This is a genomic window from Streptococcus sp. 79 (assembly GCF_013277425.1).
GTDB lineage: Bacteria > Bacillota > Bacilli > Lactobacillales > Streptococcaceae > Streptococcus > Streptococcus pseudopneumoniae.
Map to the genome: position 1 here is coordinate 38759 of NZ_VMMW01000003.1, position 14064 is coordinate 52822.

Annotated in this window: 15 protein-coding genes; 3 read left to right on the forward strand and 12 right to left on the reverse strand. The window is 38.3% G+C overall.

Annotated elements, in window-relative coordinates; all coding sequences use genetic code 11:
• Window positions 1–21: 21 nt before the first annotated feature.
• Window positions 22–789 (forward strand): Rgg/GadR/MutR family transcriptional regulator, encoded by a 768-nt coding sequence (locus HT729_RS01305; RefSeq protein ID WP_172931579.1) that lies wholly within the window; start codon window positions 22–24, stop codon window positions 787–789.
• 153 nt (window positions 790–942) lie between these two features.
• Here HT729_RS01305 and HT729_RS01310 read toward each other — a convergent pair whose 3' ends face one another.
• Both HT729_RS01310 and HT729_RS01315 read right to left on the reverse strand, forming a co-directional pair.
• Window positions 943–2160 (reverse strand): tyrosine-type recombinase/integrase, encoded by a 1218-nt coding sequence (locus HT729_RS01310; RefSeq protein WP_001291561.1) that lies wholly within the window; start codon window positions 2158–2160, stop codon window positions 943–945.
• Between the two features lie 81 nt (window positions 2161–2241).
• Window positions 2242–2445: an excisionase gene (locus tag HT729_RS01315; RefSeq protein WP_000814511.1), complete on the reverse strand. Its 204-nt coding sequence runs from the start codon at window positions 2443–2445 to the stop codon at window positions 2242–2244.
• Here HT729_RS01315 and HT729_RS11855 point away from each other — a divergent pair.
• Window positions 2429–2680, forward strand: coding sequence for a hypothetical protein (locus tag HT729_RS11855; protein ID WP_001845478.1), 252 nt, complete (start codon window positions 2429–2431; stop codon window positions 2678–2680). The two genes, HT729_RS01315 and HT729_RS11855, sit on opposite strands and share 17 nt — an antisense overlap.
• A 225-nt stretch (window positions 2681–2905) precedes the next feature.
• Here HT729_RS11855 and HT729_RS01320 read toward each other — a convergent pair whose 3' ends face one another.
• Both HT729_RS01320 and HT729_RS01325 read right to left on the reverse strand, forming a co-directional pair.
• Window positions 2906–3136, reverse strand: coding sequence for a helix-turn-helix domain-containing protein (locus tag HT729_RS01320; protein WP_000857133.1), 231 nt, complete (start codon window positions 3134–3136; stop codon window positions 2906–2908).
• Window positions 3133–3555 (reverse strand): sigma-70 family RNA polymerase sigma factor, encoded by a 423-nt coding sequence (locus HT729_RS01325; RefSeq protein ID WP_000804885.1) that lies wholly within the window; start codon window positions 3553–3555, stop codon window positions 3133–3135. The genes HT729_RS01320 and HT729_RS01325 overlap by 4 nt, the downstream gene beginning before the upstream one ends.
• A gap of 504 nt (window positions 3556–4059) precedes the next feature.
• On the opposite strand from HT729_RS01325, the gene HT729_RS01330 reads away from it, so the two are divergent.
• Window positions 4060–4413, forward strand: a complete 354-nt coding sequence (locus HT729_RS01330) for a helix-turn-helix transcriptional regulator (RefSeq protein ID WP_001227347.1) — start codon at window positions 4060–4062, stop codon at window positions 4411–4413.
• Between the two features lie 59 nt (window positions 4414–4472).
• On the opposite strand, the gene HT729_RS01335 is transcribed toward HT729_RS01330, so the two are convergent.
• The 8 genes from HT729_RS01335 to HT729_RS01370 all read right to left on the reverse strand — a co-directional run bounded on the left by HT729_RS01335 (window position 4473) and on the right by HT729_RS01370 (window position 13988).
• Complete coding sequence (locus HT729_RS01335) at window positions 4473–4640, reverse strand: cysteine-rich KTR domain-containing protein (protein ID WP_000336323.1); 168 nt, start codon at window positions 4638–4640, stop codon at window positions 4473–4475.
• 118 nt (window positions 4641–4758) lie between these two features.
• A complete protein-coding gene (gene tet(M), locus HT729_RS01340) occupies window positions 4759–6678 on the reverse strand; it encodes a tetracycline resistance ribosomal protection protein Tet(M) (RefSeq protein ID WP_172931580.1) in 1920 nt (639 codons plus the stop codon).
• Between the two features lie 15 nt (window positions 6679–6693).
• Window positions 6694–6810 (reverse strand): tetracycline resistance determinant leader peptide, encoded by a 117-nt coding sequence (locus HT729_RS01345; RefSeq protein ID WP_001791010.1) that lies wholly within the window; start codon window positions 6808–6810, stop codon window positions 6694–6696.
• Between the two features lie 244 nt (window positions 6811–7054).
• Window positions 7055–7990 (reverse strand): conjugal transfer protein, encoded by a 936-nt coding sequence (locus tag HT729_RS01350; protein ID WP_001224320.1) that lies wholly within the window; start codon window positions 7988–7990, stop codon window positions 7055–7057.
• Window positions 7987–8988 (reverse strand): bifunctional lysozyme/C40 family peptidase, encoded by a 1002-nt coding sequence (locus HT729_RS01355; RefSeq protein WP_000769868.1) that lies wholly within the window; start codon window positions 8986–8988, stop codon window positions 7987–7989. Before HT729_RS01355 ends, HT729_RS01350 begins: the two co-directional genes overlap by 4 nt.
• A complete protein-coding gene (locus HT729_RS01360; RefSeq protein ID WP_000804748.1) occupies window positions 8985–11162 on the reverse strand; it encodes a membrane protein in 2178 nt (725 codons plus the stop codon). Before HT729_RS01360 ends, HT729_RS01355 begins: the two co-directional genes overlap by 4 nt.
• Before the next feature lie 2 nt (window positions 11163–11164).
• The gene (locus HT729_RS01365) at window positions 11165–13612 is read right to left on the reverse strand and encodes an ATP-binding protein (protein WP_000331160.1); all 2448 of its coding nucleotides are present in this window, start codon (window positions 13610–13612) and stop codon (window positions 11165–11167) included.
• Window positions 13596–13988: a conjugal transfer protein gene (locus tag HT729_RS01370; protein WP_000723888.1), complete on the reverse strand. Its 393-nt coding sequence runs from the start codon at window positions 13986–13988 to the stop codon at window positions 13596–13598. Before HT729_RS01370 ends, HT729_RS01365 begins: the two co-directional genes overlap by 17 nt.
• Window positions 13989–14064 lie beyond the last annotated feature (76 nt).

The window sequence follows — 14064 nt, forward strand, 5'->3', positions numbered from 1 at the left end:
TAAGAATTGTGGGGAGTCAATATGCAAAATCTGGGAGAAGTTTTTAAAGAATTGAGAAAGAGTCGGAATGTATCTCTACAGGAGGCGACGGGAGGAGAGTTTACTTATTCCATGCTGAGCAAATTTGAGCGTGGAGAAGCAGATTTATCCTCTATGAAATTGATTACTGCCTTAGATAACATCCACTCTGATTTGAATGAATTTATGTACTTGGTACGTGGTTTTTCTCAGAAAAAGGCTTTGGCTTTTCAAGAAAATCTCTGGGAACTATATGATAGAGAAGGGATTGATTCTCTCCATTCCTTGTATGAAGAGACGACTCAAAAGTATAGATCAAGTGGTGAAACAAGCTATCTTTTACAAATGATTCGTATCAAAAGCCTTCTCGTATTTTTTGATTCAAAAATAAGGGCAACGGATGAAGAACTGACTTTTCTCTATGACTATTTTTTTACTATTGATATCTGGGGAAATTATGAATTAGAACTATTTTCAACGATTTCTACTTTGTTTCCTCTGCCCCTCTACTTTAAATATTCTAGGGAGATGTTACAAAAGACGGATTTATTAGGCTCTTTACCTAGTAACAAAGCTGGTATTGATACCATTTTGATGAATGGACTCTTTAAAGCAATAGAGGAAAAGGATAAATTAAAAGCAGATTATTTTATCTTTCAGATTGAAAAACGAGAATTGCCAGAATCTCAAGCTTATCTTAAAATCATTTATATGATTGCTAAAGGGTATTATGATACTATTTTTAATGTAAAACAAAGTATAAATTTCTAATTATCTTTTTATATTTTCTTAAATGCTCGTAAAGCCTTATTCTATGTGCTTTCGAGTATTTTTACTGTAGGAAGATACTTCACGTTTCTTTGCATATTTCCTCATGTCTTAGCTGTCAGAAGTGGTAAATAAGTAGTAAATTCATTTGTACTACTAAGCAACAAGACGCTCCTGTTGCTTCTCTTTATTCAAGCGTTTCATTTCTGCCATTGCAGAATCGAATGTTGCATGTGCGTAATAGTTCAGCGTCATGGCTATATTAGCATGTCCCATAATGTACTGTAATGCCTTTGGATTCATTCCTGCATTTGCATAGTTGGTACAGAATGTATGTCGCAAACTATGTGGAGTGATGTGTGGCAATTTATCCTCGTTATACTTATTGTATTTCTTAACAAGACCTTTCATCATGCCGTTGTAATCACTTGCCACTTTTGGATAGTTCTTTCTATTAAGAAAGAGGAAATCACTATATCCATCAATCTCAACACGCTTATCATTCTTTCGATTCGCTAACACTCGCTTAAATGCTTGATAGGCTTCTTCAACCATAGGAACTTGACGTTCGCCACTTTTGGTCTTTGGTGTTTCAATGTAGTACCCAATTTCAGTATCTCTCAATAGCTGATGGTCTATATTGACAAGACGATTCTCAAAATCTAAATCTGGAAGTGTCAAACCACCAAACTCTGAAATACGAAGACCTGTTTTTAAGAGTATCAGAATTTCATCATAATTTTTGCTGTAGGTTTTATCAGCTTTTGCAAAGGCTAACAGTTTTTCTTCCTGTTCTTCTGTTAGTACGGTCTTAGGGACAGTATCATCATCAAGAACTGCTTTCAGTTGAAAGTCAAATGGATTCTTCCGAACACAATCATCTTGTATAGCAATATAGAATGAAGCCTTTAAAGAACGTTTGTAGTTATTGATGGTTTGATAAGCATAACCATTTTCACTCATTCTAATAGCCCATTCTTTAGCGTCTGATGGCTTAATACTGTCAATACTTCTTACACCTAACTTGTCTTTCTTCAAAATATCCATAAGATATTTGCGTCCAGTTTCAGTGTTTTTTCTAACCTTTGGTCTTTGAGCGTTCTGTTTTGCGTAAAGCTGGCAGAGTGTCATTTTCTTTCCTACAACATCAATACCATCATGAATGTCTTTCTGTAACTCTGCGATTTTCTCTCTAAGTGAGATACAATCACGCTTTCCTGCTGGTACTCGGTCTGTAGCCACAAGTTTCCACGAGTAAACAAATTGCGGTTCTCCAAATGAATCTATATATTTGTATAAGTATCTTCCGTCTTTTCGTTGGCTCTCTCCAGTCTTTAAGATTCGACCTTTATTGTCACGTCTTTTTTCTGACATGGCATTTGCTCCTTTCCTTTATGGAAAGAGCCTTGATACGACTTAATACTATTTTATCATATACAAGACCCTTTGGCGACGCTAGATTGCGTCCAATGTATCTATAATTTTTTCAAATTGTTTTCGTTTAATCTGAATACGATTGCCATTCATAATCAGCCAATTTGCATTTTTATTTTCCTCTGCCAAGCGTCGTAGCTTGTTTTCGCCAATACGAAAATATTTTGACGCTTCTTCAATGGTTAGGGTATAACGTTCCCAAATAGGAATGTCAGTCTGCTTCATAAAATCCTCCTTTCCAAATCACTTATTTGGATTTCATAAAAGTTGTTTTACCAGCAATCGAACAGCTTTAGCAAAGCTCACGGGAGTTCCACCCCTGCATGGTTCTCATGTAGCCATACTCATTGCCTGCGACGGTTTTATCACGCTCGGACTATTGACTGTATGGGAGTATCATTATCACGATAAGAATGTCGTTGCAGGCAATCCTGCTAAAGATTGCTTCTCGGATCACTAACATGAATCGCTCGCTATCTTTATAAGATAGGTCATGGCGGTTAGTTCCGTTGGCTCTTTTCTTATCGAAACGTATTCGATTACTTTTATTCAGTTTTCAAAGAACAATGGCTCGTTAGCCTATCAAAACACATTGAAAGCTCAATATGCTTTGGTGGAATAACAAACCTCCCTGTTCGGGAAGCGTGGAATGGTTTAGCACGCTTCCACGAAAGGAGAGAGGATATTACTTAATTTCAAATGACAAAATCTTTGTAATCAGTCTGGTTTCCATTCTTCCACGTAAGACTTCATCAACGACCATACTTTGATTGCCATATTCATCTTTCATAAGTCGTAGGGAACGCTTCGTTATGTACCCTCTGTAATGATGTAGAATCTGGTTAATCGCTTCGGTATCGCCATCTGTTGCCTTTACAATGAGAGGAAAGGGAATCATAGGATATTGTGTTTTCATTCTTCAAATTCCTCCATAAACTTTTTAATTAAGGCTAGTCCACTGGTTCTATGCCGATAGACAGTAGAACGGTTCAATTTCAACAGGTCTGCAATTTCTGAATCGCTCATGTCCATAAAGTAAAACAGCAGTAGAATTTCACGTTTCTTGTCTGGCAACTCACGTAATGCTTCACTCAACAAATCATTTTCAACGCCTACTGATAACCCATTGAGTGTAAAAATCTGAAAGTCAGTTGAATAGTTATCTGTTGTCGCAAACTGGCTAACAAGATAATCGCCAACATCCGAAAAGGACACCTCACGCTTTGCAATCCTTGAAAGATAAAGCATATAATTCTTTCGCTCGTCTTCCATAGCACGTTTACAGATATAGTCAAACTGATTTTCTATTGTGGTCTGAAAAGAAGATGGTTTCATGTTTCTCACCCCCTTTCTGTCTAGGAAAGGAAGTGAGCCTTGCTCGTTTATCTCCTTTCACTCTTAGTCCCAATGTGAAAGGGGGATTTGTTGCATTACTGATAAATAAACTTTGTAAAAAAGTTCTGAATAGCCAAAAAAGCATATAAACAGATTTATTTCTCTGTTTACATGCTTCTGTTATTCTATCTATATGATTTATAAAACCACATTGGTGGACGTACTTATCTATTGCAGATAGACGACTTTTTTTGACAAGAACCCAATGTAAGGAAATTTATTGTATATGATGTACTTCATGGCGACGTTGACCTCCAACAAACCGCCATTTGGAAGTAATATACAATATTTTAACAGCGTAAATAGCACTACCATATAACGGTTTTTTTTATTGGCGTTTAGTAGTGCTTTTTATTAAATATAAACCTATAAACCATATAACACGTTTTTCTATACCTGTTTTTAATTCAGTAGGGACAATAAAATGTATAGAGGTGGTCTACTATGCGTAAAAAAGAAGATAAATATGATTTTAGAGCCTTTGGTTTAGCCATTAAAGAAGCTCGATTGAAACGAGGTTTAACTCGTGAACAAGTGGGAGCATTGATTGAAATTGACCCACGGTACTTAACTAATATTGAAAATAAAGGGCAACACCCCAGCATACAAGTTCTTTATGACCTTGTATCGTTACTTCATGTTTCCGTTGATGAATTTTTCTTACCTGCTAATAACTTGGTAAAAAGCACCCGACGATTACAGATAGAGAAATACATGGATAGCTTTACAGACAAAGAACTATCCTTAATGGAATCTTTAGCCAGCGGTATCAACGAAGCAAGAAACATCGAAGACTAATTAAAAGAATCCATACATAACGGAAAGAGCCGATAAAATGAGATTGTATTAATCTCATTTTATCGGCTCTGCGTCTTTGCGTCTGGCTCTGTAATCACAGTTACTTTGAACTGCTTTATTTCAATTAAATTTTCTTGTCTGCATTTCGGACAATAGAGGGGGAATTTTTTTAATTCAGTATCTTCCCTTATCTTTAATCGTGTTTTATTTCCACATACAGGACACAATATCCACTTGTAGTTTATAATAACTATCTCCTCCTTTACACTTTAATTCAAATCTTTATTAAAAAATATTTCATCTTATTTAACAAGAAACCATATTTATATAACAACATAAAATACACTAAGTTATTTTATTGAACATATATCGTACTTTATCTATCCGACTATTTGGACGACGGGGCTGGCAAACAGGTTCACCGGTAGTAACATGGTACCCTTTTAACTCTGTTAAACAAACACTACGTCCATTTGTAAAGAAAGTTAAATCACTACGATATTCTTGAATACACCGAGCAGGGATTTCTCCACTAAGAATGACCTCATTATTTTTCAATTGAGTGTCTACGATGTTCGCACAATATTTAGGAGCATCGTTGTATGCTCGTGAAAGATATTCCTGTGGCGCATAAATTTTAAAACTAAGATATGGCTCTAACAATTCTGTTCCAGCTTTTTTTAAGACTTGTTCCAATACAATAGGAGCAAGCATCCGAAAATCTGCTGGGGTACTAACAGGGCTATAGTATAAGCCATACTTAAAACAGATTTTACAGTCCGTCACATTCCAACCATACAATCCTTGTTCACAGCCATAGCGTATCCCCTCCATAACTGCATTTTGAAACGATTGATTTAAGTATCCAAGAGAAACCGAGCTCTCATACTGTACTCCGCTCCCTAATGGAAGCTGTGCTACAGATAGACCAATGGAAGCCCAGAAAGGATTCGGTAGAACTTCGATGTGAATGGTATACTCTGCTTTTTTTAACGGTCTTTCCATATAAATGACTGTAGGCTCTTTTATTTCTATCTCCACATGATACTTTTCTTGCAGCAGAGCACAAGTCACTTCCATTTGTACTTTCCCTAAGAAAGAAAGTATGATTTCATGTGTCGCAGAATCCACATAATATCGCAGAAGCGGGTCACTGTCGGAGATTTCTAAAAGTGCATCAAGTAACATTTCCCTTTGTTGAGGTTTGCTCGGTTCAACAGTCGTTTGCAGCAGAGGGAGGGGATTTTCAATTCTCTCTCTCTGTGGCAATAGCTTTGTATCTCCAAGAACACTATTTAACTTCAAAAACTCATTCTGCAAAATAACAATTTCCCCGGAATAAGCCTTATCGATTTTACATAATTCACCATTTATTGAAGTATACATTTCTGTAATTTTTATTTTTTCCTTTTCCGATATTCTAACCGAATCTCGCAAATGCAGTACGCCACTATAAAGACGTATATATGCAAGACGCTGTCTTTTTTCCGAATACTCAATTTTGAAAACATTTCCGCAAAGTTCAGACGGACCTCGATGTGTTGATGAATAAAATTTATTAGTAATAACTTCTATAAGGTTATCAATCCCTATATTACTTTTTGCACTTCCGTGATAAACAGGGAACAGAGAACAATTCTGAAATCTTATGCTTTCCTCTTGTTCGAGTTCCAATGCTTCTAATGATTTACCGGACATATATTTCTCTAAAAGGTCATCGTTTCCCTCTATTACCGTATCCCATTGTTCAGATTCGGTAAAGTTCGTCACACACATATTAGGATACAGTTCTACCTTCTGTTTGATTACAATTTCGGCAGAAAGTTTCTCTTTAATATCCTGATAAACCGTTGATAAATCAATTCCATTTTGGTCAATCTTATTGATAAAAAAGATTGTGGGAATCCCCATTTTCCTAAGTGCATGAAATAATATACGAGTTTGTGCTTGTACGCCATCTTTTGCAGAAATCAGTAGAATTGCCCCATCTAAAACTGATAATGAACGATATACTTCTGCTAAGAAATCCATATGTCCTGGCGTGTCTATGATGTTCACCTTCGTATTTTCCCACTGAAAAGAGGTTATTCCTGTCTGAATTGTAATTCCTCTCTGACGTTCTAAAAGCGTATTATCCGTCCTCGTTGTACCTTTGTCCACGCTTCCTAATTCTGTAATCGCTCCACTGTTATATAATAAGCTTTCTGTTAAGGTAGTTTTTCCTGCATCAACATGAGCTAAAACTCCAATATTAATAATTTTCATGTGATTTTCCTCCATTCAAAAACCCAAAAGGGCATAAAAATCCCAGTGATAAATACTTTTATCACTGGGATTTTTATGCATAACCATAGGTATACAAAGCATACAGATATTCTCTGGATACTTTAGAATCACATGATAAAGGTATTCTTAAACTGGGTACAAAAAACTAAGCCCTCCTAAAAAAGGACATCTAATTATTTGTTCCCGCTATCAAATTGACAGTTTATTTAAGAATACCTTGCCGCATATTTATTAACTCCTTTTAAATAGATACTTAAATTATAGCACGTAAGAGCATATTTGTAAAGGAATCTCCAATTTTTTATCAAAGAGAGTACGTGATTACAAAATAGCTGTAATAATGTACCAATATTTGTTATTCTATAATCTTCCAATTACTCCCGTTCTTTTCAAGTACCAAATCAAATTGAGATACCTGCGTTGCTTTGGTCTGCTGGTCGATATACTCCACTGTCAGCGATACCGTGACTTGATTATCCTTACGATTGTGAATAGGATTTACCAGTTCTTGAAAGATGTACTCTTTTCCGATTGGTTTTAATATCCCGTCATTCACATAGTAGGAAAGTTCACTGGCTGTCGCTGTAGGATAGAGCTTGAAGAACGTCGTTAAAAACTCATTGATTTCATTGGTTGTAATGGAATCAACCGTCCCCTCACTTTCAATGGCTTTTGGTTTATAACTTGATTTCTTAGGTATGTTGGTAATGGTCGGATTCTTAACCAGTACCATATTTCCAGAACCATCTACATAGACACTCACTATATAAGCAGAGTGGACGGTCTTTGTATTTTCTCCCTCTGTAATGAGCTGGTCTACACTGTAGGTTACATTAAACTCATTGTCGCCAGTTGGCTCTACCGTCCATATCTGAAATCCTCTTACAGAAGACGATACAGGAATATCTTTGCGTACTGTATCAACATTGAGAGCTTGAAGTTCATCTGTCAGATAGCCTTTTAGACTTTCCATTCGATTATCAATGGACTTATCGGATTGCTCCCATGAATAGTAGACTTTCGCAAAGTTCTCTACAAAATTTTCTACATGATGAGTATCAACGTATTCCTTTTCTATGATAGTTGTTTCGTGAATAGTATGAGTATCTATAGCTGTAAAGTGCTTGAATATCGCAAAGCTGAAACTAAGCCCTAAAAGTACCCACAAGGCAATCACAACCTTTTTATGAGGATTGACCTTATAGTAGACACGAGGTTTCTTTTCCTTTGGTATCTGTTTTTCTTTATTCTGATTTTTTCTAAATTTCATCATTAAATCTTCCTTTCTCATTGTTTGATTCGTCCTGCTCCCACTAAATGCTGTTGCCAGTAGGGGCTTGTTAAGTCGGCATAACCGATTGGGTCGCCTGCATGAAACATACGGTTATTGCCAAGGTATATCCCAACATGAGTAATATAAGAGCCAGCGTTATAGGTAGAATGAAAGAAAACCAAATCGCCAGCTTGTGCTTCCGATAGTGGGATATGCTGGGTCACATCATATTGCTGTTGTGCGGTTCGTGGTAAGTTAATTCCAGCTTTTCCATACGTCCATTGTGTCAGTCCGCTACAATCAAAAGAAGTAGTCGGGGAAGCTCCACCGTAAACGTATCGCCAGCCCTCATATTTCAGTGCTTCGTCCATGATGGCTTGTACCGTATCATCATCAAACTCTGTTGTGACAAGATACTGCGTTACCAGTTGCACATAAAACATATTGCCATAGTTGTATCGCCAGCCCCCATTGATAGGTATGGCTATGGGATTGGGGTAAGACACTTTTTCGCCACCTGAATACTCTTTTGAGAAACTTTGAGCCAGTTCAAAGGTATATTTATTTCCACGATTAGCCACATACCCTAAGAAACCACCACCATAATTGTAGGACTGGATAACCGATTCTAAATCTACACTGAGCCTTTCGCTACTGGCTAATAATTCACTGAAATACTTCACACCTTGCTTAATGGATTCTTCTGTACTCAATGAATTAGGTGGAAGACCGAGGGATTCCGAGGACTGCATAACATCTTCCGCAGTACCGCCCGATTCCACCTGTATAATCGCAAGAAGTATGTTGACATATTCTTCAACGCCATATTCTTTGGCATATTTTTCTACCATAGGCTTATGAGCCAGCACTTCTGCGGAAACATTCACACCTCCATAATGAATATTGGAAATTCCGCTGTCCTGTTCATCTGAAAATAAAATGGCAACAAACAGAAGCAGTGAGAAGACCATCAAGAATAATCCAGAACCACCAATCACTAAAGTTTTCAACTTCATGGTTTCTTACCGACTTTCTTAATGGTGGCGGTTTTGATTGGTGGTCTACTTCTTGTATTTTGTAGTGGTACTCTTTGAACAGTAGACGGACGTTCTTTTGTGATTGGACGTTGTGAAGTTCTATCTGCTGTAGTGGTTGAAGTTGCTGGCTTTTGAACGGTTTTTTCTTGAACGGTATTGCCTTGGCGTTCCACTTTTGGACTTGAAAAATCGGACTTAACTGCTGGACGCTCTTGTTTGGCTTGTTGAGATTCCTTATATGAAGTCTGAATATTAGACTGTTTTGAGGTCTGTTCATCATGATATTGTTCTTGTCTTGTAGTCGGTCTTTCATGAACAGAAGAAGCAGGCTGTTTTTTCTGTTTGACCTGTTCCATTTCAGAGCGACGCTTCGCAATGGTTTTTCGCCTTTGTTCCTGCTGTTCCTTGCGTCCACTGGCTCTGTCCGCTTTGGTTTGAGAAATACTACTGGTTAAATCACGGACATTCTCTTTTACTTTGGATTTTCCTTGATATACTGCATATCTTGCATTGGTCGGCAAATCTTTAACCTGTTCTTTCAAACCACTAGCAGTGTCTACCATTCTGTCTTTGGTATCAGCTACTGTACCGATGGTTTGACCGATACGTTTTCCAAGTGTTGATTTTTCCTTTCCGTCTGGTCGGGAGTGATCTGCTTGTGTCCTTGCAGAACTCCCCGAACCCGACTGTCCTTTTTTACCTGTAACAATGGCAGACCCAGCCCCTAGAGTAGTCATGGAACGTCCAAGTTTCCGCTGTAGACGGTGCATGTGAGCGTGCATAAGCATACGAGGTTTTCTCATCACACGACTTCCCACACTTTGAGAATCGTTACTCTGTAGAGAAAACATACTCATTAAATCGCCCAGCTTGAAGTAGATTCCTGCAAAGGTCACAATCTGTAGAAAAGCAATCAAAAAGAACGGATAACCAGCCGATAAGGTATAGAGCATGGTTGAAATACTAAATGCTGTCGTAATAATCAATGTGATTCCAGCTCGTGTCAAAATGGTATTAAAGAGCTTTGTTATGGCTCGTTTTGACATACCATCAAATGATGGAATCATGCTTAAAATAAAGCTCACAGGCAGAAACATAGCATAGATGATAAAAAGTACCTGCGAGAAAATCATGATTCCTGTTAATAGGAATACAAATATGGAAATCCCAATATTGAAGACAAATAGGAAGAAGACTGTACCTAAACGGTTAATGGTCTTTGTAATGGTTAGATTGGTATTGCTTCTGTCTTCAATTTCTTCCGCAACAATTTTTTCTCTGTCTTCGCCATTGTTGGAATCTGGGCTGGTGGAGAGCAGGCTTTCCACACGGTCAATACCGATACTTTCAATGTCTGAACTGTTGTATTGAAGCAGTAGCCACGGTTGCTGAACCTGTATGGAAAACAGGCTATCTCTGATTAAGTCCACGCTGTCCTTGCCTTGACTATCGGAATGGGGCATGACAATCTTCGTGCCAAGTGATAAACTGGCATTACTGATGTCTGATGAAAAGTCATTGATTTTTTTAATGTAGTCGGGAGCGTAGGCAATAAAGGAAGCCGATAGGATAAACACCAGCACAAAATTCATAATGGCATGAATTGCCTTTGTGGTTTCTCTCTTTATCAGTCCCGTATAGGCAACATAAACCCCAAGAACCAAAATCAAGAGTAAGAGGAATCCAACATAGAAACCCTCTGTTGAAAATCCGTTTGCACTCACACCAGCTAAGGTCTGCATATTCTTACCAATGGAATCTGCTGTAGCGGAAATGAAGTCTAAGGAATAGGCTTCCTGTACTAAGTAACCTGTCGCATTGGAAACATACAAACTGATTGTCCAAATAAAATTGGTAATGGCATATAGTCCATACATGACCTGTTTTCCAATCCCGTCCGACCAGTTCCACGGAAGCCAGCCCCAGCTATTATCCACATAAAAATCCAGTTGATAGTTTTCAAGTGGGTATCGGCTGTATTCATTTGCCACATTGACCGTATCATCTACCAAGCCCGCAGCTTGAACCACCGTTCCCAGCATGGCTAAAAGAAAAATGGCAATCACAAGTGTGAAAGCCACTGTCATTGCCACTTTACCTAGACGTTTCAGCGTCCAGTTTGATTTTATTCTGTTTACTATTGATGGTTTCACATTTACACCTCTTTTCGCACAGGTGGTCTGGTATCAAAGGCATGGAGCAGTTCTTCAAATACAGGGTGGAACTGTATCACACCGACACGACCATATAAATCACTGATAAGGCATTGCCCGTTTTCCAAATCACGCAATCGCTTCTGATTGTTTTCGTCCTCTGGGTCTACACCAAAAAAGGCTAAGGTCTTTTTAATCTCGTTAAGGTCAGTGGAACGAAATGCAAATTTTAAGCCGAGGTTATTTTTCAGTTTTTCATCTAAGAGGTCGTCTGTATTTTGGGTCACGAAATATACCCCAGCGTTCATAGCACGACCAGCCCGAACCAGCTTCATAGATAGTGTTTTTCCTTGTGCTACCTGTAAAAAGCTCCATGCTTCGTCTAAATCTACAATCTTGAAAATGCTTCGGTCTGTATGGATAAAGTCTAAAGCAAAGGTACTAATGACAATCAGCATAGCAACGGATAAAAGCTCCATAGTGGTATATTCCTCAAAGGAAGTTTCCTTGTCGGGAAGTACCAAGTCCGCAACCTGTATAATGTTCAGTTGTTTTTCTAAGCTGATAGACTGCTCCACATAACCATTACTGAATAATAAATGTGCAAAGTCATAGTCTGTAAAACTTTCGATATGGTCGGCTATACTGGTACTTAGTGGCGTATTCTCAACCCGTAATTCCTCAATCACTTTCATCAACCCTCGTACTTCACTATTGGTTACTGCACGAATGGCTTTTCTAAGGATTGGGAAGCGTTCCCCATCACGAGAGGAAATCCCCGTAAGGAATGTCAGAATATCAATAGCCAGTGATTCAGAATCTTTGGGATTTTTCATAATCACATAAGGGTCAAGTAAGCCTTTGTTTTTCTCATCAGAAGTCAGAGTGACGATATTGATTTCATGGGAAATCTCTGGCAAGGTTTCTTTCCATCTGCCACGTTCTGCTTTTGGGTCTACAATCACTGCTTGTGCCCCATAAAGCACCGCATAATAGACGATAAGGTTATTCGCAAAGGATTTACCACCACCCAGCGAACCAACAAAAGCCGACGCTAACGCATTGGTTACTGAACCCTTAACCCCTTGACTGGCAAGAGCAGGTTTCAGATAGACATTGCGTCCAGTATCTAAGCTGTAGCCAACATAAATCCCCTCATTTTCCCCCAGCATTTGAGTAGCACCAAAACCTAAACCAGCGAGGAAATCAGAGGTCACGTATTGAATATAATCATTCATATAACGCTTGCTGGCAGGTAAAAATTCTTCATGTAAGCCGAGCATATCCCCAAATGGTCGTACCAGTTTTACGCTTAAATCGTCATAAAAATCTTTCACTTCATTACAACGACGTTTGAGTTCGTCAAGATCATTTGCTGATACCCTTACCACATAAGACAGCTTGTACATAGATTCCTTGCTTTGGTCTAAATTGGTTTCCAGCTCATTCACACTTTCCAGAGCTTCCGCCACATTGGAGCTGGTTTCATTATCACTTTGCCAAGCGTGGTTATCCAAGTCTTTCAGTTCTTTCTTTTTATTGCGGACAGTAGATAGGGCTTTACGATTCGCTACAATTTCCACATTCATTGACGTATCAATCGGGAATGTAAATTGCTGTTGCTGGTAGTAGAAGATTTCAGAGGACGGGAAGTCCAGTTCTCCGACAATGCTGTTAATGGTAAAGTAAGCTACATAGACGGTTTCATCTTCCTGCTGGATTTTCAAATATCGCTGTTTTTCTTCCACCAAACAGCGAGTAGGCTTAATCAAGTCATAGTATTTAATCAGCGTTTCATTATCCAGCTTTTTCTTTGATAGATGGTACTCATACTCTTCATAGGCAGTGCCTGTCTGTCCGTAAAGGTGTTCAATCAGATAGCCGAAGTCGTCCTTATCTAACCTGCGGATTTTGAAACGACGAGAGATTTTATTTTCTAAGAGCTTTTCCATCTTCTGAAAACGCAGGATTTCATCATTACTCATACTAACAAAATCGCCCATCAGCTTATGGTTCACATCATAGACAAAATCAGACAAAGCATTTTTTGCTTCAACGGTAAGACTTTTCATAGAAAACTCCTGATCGTTGAGAAGCAACTTAAAGCCGATAAAGAAACGGTAGTTCACTTGATTTTCGCCAATCATGGATATTAAAGCGTCTGTCTGTTGGTCGATTTTGTCATAGGCAACCGCTTTGAGCTTGCCAGTGACTTCATTTTTGGAACGCTCTTGTGCAGAACGTATGCTGGATTCTGTACTGATTTGTAAAGCATGAATTTTGCCATCACGATTTTGTGCGATAAGCTGTCTGAAAGAATCATGCACTTGTATTTTCTGTTCTGGACTTAGAAATGAGTAATTGTAAGGAACAAGCTCATAGTAAGCATAACATTCCCCGTCTTTATTCCAGACGAGATTGTTTTCAATGTATTTAATTGGATATGCCATAAAATTCACTCCTAACTGCTGTAATGGCTTCTTGTGGCTGGTTTCTGCCAAGCGTTACTTTTTTTCCTGCATAGGTCAGCTTTGGTCGCAGTGCATAAGCAATGACAGACTTCAAAAATCCATAAGGCTTTTTACCATCAAAAGTTTTTGTAGACATAAACCATGTGAAAGCCACAGGAATCCCAAAGTATTTGAGAAATGCTCCCTCTATCATGGAAAGAGGGGGCAAGTTGCCAAGTATCATCACTGCAAAGAGTGACACGACAAACCATGTCATTTGCGTAAAGGTTATGGGAAACGGAAGTCTAAAATCATTGATAGAATACAGTACCTTTTCCACAGACCAGATACTGGTATAGCTTCGTATTTTCTTCATGTAATCAATCCTTTCATAAAAAATAGGGGTAGCTGATTGAGCCACCCCGTAAAATAGAAAATCTGCCAGTAGTAAT

Bases quoted from the DNA above. Each gene is read 5' to 3' on its own strand.
- HT729_RS01305 (WP_172931579.1), top strand. From the start codon at position 22: ATGCAAAATCTGGGAGAAGTTTTTAAAGAATTGAGAAAGAGTCGGAAT.
- HT729_RS01310 (WP_001291561.1), bottom strand. From the start codon at position 2,160: ATGTCAGAAAAAAGACGTGACAATAAAGGTCGAATCTTAAAGACTGGA.
- HT729_RS11855 (WP_001845478.1), top strand. From the start codon at position 2,429: ATGTCAGTCTGCTTCATAAAATCCTCCTTTCCAAATCACTTATTTGGA.
- HT729_RS01315 (WP_000814511.1), bottom strand. From the start codon at position 2,445: ATGAAGCAGACTGACATTCCTATTTGGGAACGTTATACCCTAACCATT.
- HT729_RS01320 (WP_000857133.1), bottom strand. From the start codon at position 3,136: ATGAAAACACAATATCCTATGATTCCCTTTCCTCTCATTGTAAAGGCA.
- HT729_RS01325 (WP_000804885.1), bottom strand. From the start codon at position 3,555: ATGAAACCATCTTCTTTTCAGACCACAATAGAAAATCAGTTTGACTAT.
- HT729_RS01330 (WP_001227347.1), top strand. From the start codon at position 4,060: ATGCGTAAAAAAGAAGATAAATATGATTTTAGAGCCTTTGGTTTAGCC.
- HT729_RS01350 (WP_001224320.1), bottom strand. From the start codon at position 7,990: ATGAGAAAGGAAGATTTAATGATGAAATTTAGAAAAAATCAGAATAAA.
- HT729_RS01355 (WP_000769868.1), bottom strand. From the start codon at position 8,988: ATGAAGTTGAAAACTTTAGTGATTGGTGGTTCTGGATTATTCTTGATG.
- HT729_RS01365 (WP_000331160.1), bottom strand. From the start codon at position 13,612: ATGGCATATCCAATTAAATACATTGAAAACAATCTCGTCTGGAATAAA.
- HT729_RS01370 (WP_000723888.1), bottom strand. From the start codon at position 13,988: ATGAAGAAAATACGAAGCTATACCAGTATCTGGTCTGTGGAAAAGGTA.